The 5,049-nt window shown below is 48.0% G+C and carries 6 protein-coding genes and 3 tRNA genes; all 9 read right to left on the bottom strand.

Annotation, left to right across the window (positions count from 1 at the left end; all coding sequences use genetic code 11):
• Positions 1-346: Lon-like protease helical domain-containing protein (locus MAQ5080_RS17015; RefSeq protein ID WP_156731489.1), on the bottom strand; the 346-nt coding region annotated here is incomplete at its 3' end.
• A gap of 61 nt (positions 347-407) precedes the next feature.
• Complete coding sequence (locus MAQ5080_RS17010; RefSeq protein WP_067213219.1) at positions 408-1,205, bottom strand: TatD family hydrolase; 798 nt, start codon at positions 1,203-1,205, stop codon at positions 408-410.
• 5 nt (positions 1,206-1,210) lie between these two features.
• Complete coding sequence (holB, locus tag MAQ5080_RS17005) at positions 1,211-2,146, bottom strand: DNA polymerase III subunit delta' (RefSeq protein WP_067213222.1); 936 nt, start codon at positions 2,144-2,146, stop codon at positions 1,211-1,213.
• Positions 2,143-2,775, bottom strand: coding sequence for a dTMP kinase (gene tmk / locus MAQ5080_RS17000; RefSeq protein WP_067213225.1), 633 nt, complete (start codon positions 2,773-2,775; stop codon positions 2,143-2,145). The genes holB and tmk overlap by 4 nt, the downstream gene beginning before the upstream one ends.
• 12 nt (positions 2,776-2,787) lie before the next feature.
• Positions 2,788-3,816, bottom strand: a complete 1,029-nt coding sequence (gene mltG / locus MAQ5080_RS16995) for an endolytic transglycosylase MltG (protein WP_067213228.1) — start codon at positions 3,814-3,816, stop codon at positions 2,788-2,790.
• Between the two features lie 5 nt (positions 3,817-3,821).
• Positions 3,822-4,613, bottom strand: coding sequence for an aminodeoxychorismate lyase (gene pabC, locus MAQ5080_RS16990; RefSeq protein WP_067213230.1), 792 nt, complete (start codon positions 4,611-4,613; stop codon positions 3,822-3,824).
• A 46-nt stretch (positions 4,614-4,659) separates the two neighbouring features.
• Positions 4,660-4,735 (bottom strand) — tRNA-Glu (locus MAQ5080_RS16985).
• 59 nt (positions 4,736-4,794) lie between these two features.
• Positions 4,795-4,870: transfer RNA gene (locus MAQ5080_RS16980), tRNA-Glu, on the bottom strand.
• Between the two features lie 55 nt (positions 4,871-4,925).
• Positions 4,926-5,000 (bottom strand) — tRNA-Gly (locus tag MAQ5080_RS16975).
• Positions 5,001-5,049 lie beyond the last annotated feature (49 nt).

Genomic DNA, 5,049 nt, shown 5'->3' with positions numbered 1-5,049 from the left:
CAAATTCTTTTGATTGGCCAGGTTGAAATTCAATAGCTTTGGGTGAACGGTAGTCTTTAAAGTTATTGACGTAAACCCACTCACTCGGTGCGTCTTTACGTTTTGCTTCACTCTTTAGGTAGCTGGTGACATAGGATGAGCGACCCGTTCCAGAGTCCCCCATCACATAAATATTGTAGCCTGGGCGGTGCATAGCCACGCCAAATTGAATGGCTTCGACGGCACGCTCTTGCCCTAAAATACCACTAAGTGACTCTAGCTGAGTTAAGGTTTCGAAGGGAAGTTTGCCGCTTTCTAATTTGGCTGCAAGCGCGGTCGGCGCTAAAGGCTGAACCATTTCTGACATCTAACAGGTCCTTTTGAAGACAGTGCCTTGCTCCACAAAGCACTGTATTTTTATGTTGTTATTAAAGTAATACGTCGCTTGGGTTAACCTTGGAAAACTTACGATGGAAGTTTGCCGAACTAATATCCATCAACTCTTGTAAGCTGATTTGTTTAATATCTGCGACGAATTGAGCCACATCGCGAACGTATTTCGGCTCATTCTTTTTGCCTCGATGAGGCACGGGTGCTAAGTACGGTGAATCCGTTTCTACTATTAATGACTCTAATGGTAATTTGCGTACCGTGTCACGCAAATCCTCTGCATTTTTAAAGGTCACAATGCCAGAGATAGAAATTAAGTAATTCAAATCTAAGGCACTTTTCGCCATGGCGTAATCTTCAGTGAAGCAATGCAGCACACCACCGACATCGGCATCGCCATGGGATTTGATGATATCGAGTGTGTCTTGTTTGGCATCACGAGTATGGATAATCGTTGGCAATTTTAGCTGCCCTGCTACGTCCAAATGCACTGCGAAGCTGTCTTTTTGAGCGACGTGTAGCTCAGGCTCTTTGTCGTAAAAGTAGTCCAGTCCGGTTTCACCAATGGCCACTACTTTATCCCGTGACGCCAAGTAAAATAAACGATCAGGGGCACTCAATAGGCCGTCTTTGTGTAGCGGATGCACGCCACAGCTGGCAATAATGCCGGCACGCTCTGTAAAGCTGTAAACATTCTCAAAGCTGTCTAGATCTACCGAAATCGTTAAAATCTGATTTACGCCGTTATCTCTCGCGGCATCGATAGCGCCTTGTACACCATTGTCATAAGCGTTTACGTCGAGTTTGTCTAAGTGACAGTGAGAATCTACTAACATTTACCTTACCAAGAATTTAATTCGCCAATAATTTGTATAGTGGGGTTTAAATGAGTTTTATCAAGCTGTGCCTTTAATTCCGTCAACTGCTGAATAAAGGTCATCAAACGATAAATATCGTAACGGGCCAATAACCCCGTCACCGCAGCCAAAATCTGTTCATGGCATTGCCCTGTGACTGTGTATTGCACCGCCTGGGTCAATAACGCTAACAGGCCATCGATAAAGTCAGCCGTGGCGTCTTTATTGGCCTTGCCGGCCAACTCATCGGTACGCAGGTTACCGTTAAGCCAATCTGCTAACCAAGCTGGCAACTGTTGCAGCATGTCAAAACTTGGCGACTGCGTTAAGGCCAATAGATGATATGGCGTTTGACTGAACCAAAGCAGTTTGGAGGCATCGACTTTTGCCTCATTTAACAACCATTGATTGACCTGCTCCGGAGAAGGCGTCGGTAGCGTCATACGCTGACAACGACTCAAAATGGTCGGCATTAACGCACGCGATGTGTGGCTGGTCAAAATAAAGAAGGTGGAGGACGGTGGCTCCTCCAAGGCTTTTAGGATGGCATTGGCGGCATTGACGTTCATTTGATGGGCCTCATGCAACAACACCACTTTGGAATAGCCTAATTGTGGTTTATTGGCGACCTTGGCCACCACTTGACGCACGGCGTCTACCCGAATACCGCCCTCTTGGCCATCCAGCACCAATAGATCTGGGTGCGTGTCCGCTTTCGCCACCTGACAGCTATGGCATTGGCCACATGGCGCATTGTTGGTCTTCTCGCACAATAAAAGCTTTGCCATGGCCTCGGCAAACGCATTTTGCCCCACACCATTGCTACCGCTGATTAACAGCGCATGGTGAAATGTACCTTGGAGACGCCATTGTTGAGCCTGCTGATAGGTGTGTTCAAGCCAAGGCGCTAAACCACTCATGCACTTGTCCCCAGCAGCAATTGATTCAATTGCGCGATAATTTGTTGCTCAACTGAGTCGATAGACTGACTGGCATCAATCACGGCGAAGCGCGACGGCTCTTGGTCAGCCCGCGCTAAGAATCCTGCACGCACTTTTTCATGGAAGGCCAAGGATTCACCGTCTAAACGATTAGCTTCTCCACGCGTTTGCACACGACTCATACCAATGTCGACCGGCACATCCAGCAACAAGGTTTTGTCCGGTAACTGACCTTGTAAAAAAGTATTCGTCAAACCATCAATCACAGTTTCGTCAATACCACGGGCAATGCCTTGATAGACGTAGCTAGAATCCACAAAACGATCACTGATGACCCACTTCCCTTGCGCGATCGCCGGAAGAATCTTTTCACTGAGGTGCTGCACTCGCGAGGCAAACACTAATAGCAGTTCTGTATTCGCCGCGACCGTTTCCTCACGAGCAGACAACACCAGCTCACGGATTTCTTCAGCCATGGGCGTACCACCCGGCTCACGAGTTAATAAGTAAGGGATATTGTGTTGCTCAAGCCAGGCTTCGATTGCTTTAATTGCAGAGCTTTTTCCAGCCCCTTCACCGCCCTCAAGAGAAATAAATTTACCCGTCATCAACTGTTGCCTCTAATTGGTTGGCGTGGAAGTGTAATCTTTGCGACGCTTAAAACGCTGAAACTCGGCCACTGCCGCATTGTGCTCTCGCAAGGTGTTTGAGAACACATGAGAGCCATCGCCTTTTGCCACAAAGTATAAGGCTTTGGTTTCGCCTGGGTTCAAAGCCGCATGGATCGCCTCTTTGCCAACATTGGCAATCGGGGTCGGCGGCAAACCGTTAATCTGGTAGGTGTTATAGGGCGTATGACGACGCAGATCAGCCCGGGTAATGTTACCGTTATAGCGCTCCCCCATACCGTAAATCACCGTCGGATCTGTCTGCAAGCGCATACCTTTTTCAAGGCGACTAATAAACACTCGAGCAATCAAAGGGCGTTCTGCTGGCACACCGGTTTCTTTTTCGATAATCGATGCCATGATCAGCGCCTCATAAGGCGTTTTATAAGGCAAGTTTTTGGCCTTATTGCTCCACAATTCATCCAGCGCCGCCTGCAGCAATTGGTGGGACTGCTTCAGGATATCTAAATCCGTATCACCATCATGGTAGCGATAGGTGTTGGCAAACAGCATACCTTCTGGCGAGTCTTGCTCCAGACCCAGTTTTTCGGCAATTTCTTTGTCGGATAGCTCGAGCAAGGTCATTTCAATGTTGCCCTTAGCTTGCATCGCCGCTAAATATTCTCGGAACGTATGCCCTTCTAATAACGTAATCGGATAAAACACCGTGTCACCGGAATCGAACAACACCAAGGCTTCCATCAGATTCATGCCAGGCTGAATCTCATATTTCCCCACTTTAGGCACCATTTGAGGGTTAAGCTGGTAGGCTAAGCGCGCTAAAAGTGGGTGCTCGATCCAGCCCTTATCCGCTAGCGTGTTGCCTAATTTGATGATGGATGTCCCCGGCGTCACATCAAACTGAGTGACTTCTGTCATATTCATCGGCTTGGTCAAAGCATTGTAAGCCCAACCAGCGGCTACTGCAGCCAAAGTCAGCGCAACCAGAGCAGTTAATGCTAGCCATTTAATTACTTTCATGTGTCTTAAACTTGATCCATTATTTTTTGTGTCAGCGGCCCAATGGCCAGCGTATTATGTTCAAATTGGGTCACAGGTAAAATGCCACTTAGCGCATTGGTAACAAAGATTTCTTCGGCCTCTCGCAATGCCTCAAGCCCAAAACAGCCGATGTTCACGACCCCTTCGAAACGCGCCAGTATTTTTGCGCGACAGCTACCCTGCACACCAGACTGATGCAATGCTGGGGTATAAAGCTGGCCATTTTTCACCCAAAAAATATTGCTTTGCACACATTCTACTAAATGCTTATTAGCGTCCAACAGCACTGCTTCATAGGCTTGACCAGCCAATGCCTGCTTCGCCAATACATTTTCCAAGCGATTTAGGTGCTTTAGACCACTAAAAGAGCGATTGATAGAGGCATTAATCGGCGACACCAACAGGGACACCCCCGTTTTTTTCAAGGCAACGTAGCTCGGTGCGTCAAATACCCCCACCAAGAACTCAAATGCTGGCGCTTCAGGCGGTAAATACCCGCGACCACCACTACCGCGAGTGACGATTACTTTGATACCGCAATCCGGTGTTTGTTCAGCCTGTTTCTGAACAAACAGCCACCACTGCTGCCACAACTCTGCAGGCACATCAAAGCCTAAACGCTTACAGCCTCGGGATAAACGAGCTTGGTGAAAAAACAAGTCAGGAATGGAGCCAGATTGTGTTGCGATGGTTTCAAACATCCCATCACCGTAGGCCAAGCCACGATCAGAAATAGCAATAGAAGTGTCTGGATTAAAATTCTTGAACCACTGCATATGATTGATCTCTAGAAGAAAGGTGAATCATATCAGATTAGGAAGATGGCGTCCCATAGGGGGTTCGAACCCCTGTTACCGCCGTGAAAGGGCGGTGTCCTAGGCCTCTAGACGAATGGGACGTGATTGAAGCGTACTTCATGTGACATTGTTTAACACCGAGTCACCATATAGAAATCGGTGGCGTCCCATAGGGGGTTCGAACCCCTGTTACCGCCGTGAAAGGGCGGTGTCCTAGGCCTCTAGACGAATGGGACACATCATGTGCTTCCGTAGAAGCGCCCTCTTTCGAGGATTTCTCACAAGGAGAAATGGAGCGGGAAACGAGGCTCGAACTCGCGACCCCAACCTTGGCAAGGTTGTGCTCTACCACTGAGCTATTCCCGCATAACACTAAGTTTTACAACCTACTTTCTTAAACTAGAAAGAGTTGGCG

The sequence above is a fragment of the Marinomonas aquimarina genome, assembly GCF_900089755.1.
Classification (GTDB): Bacteria; Pseudomonadota; Gammaproteobacteria; order Pseudomonadales; family Marinomonadaceae; genus Marinomonas; species Marinomonas aquimarina.
This window is presented reverse-complemented; position numbering and strand designations above follow the sequence as displayed.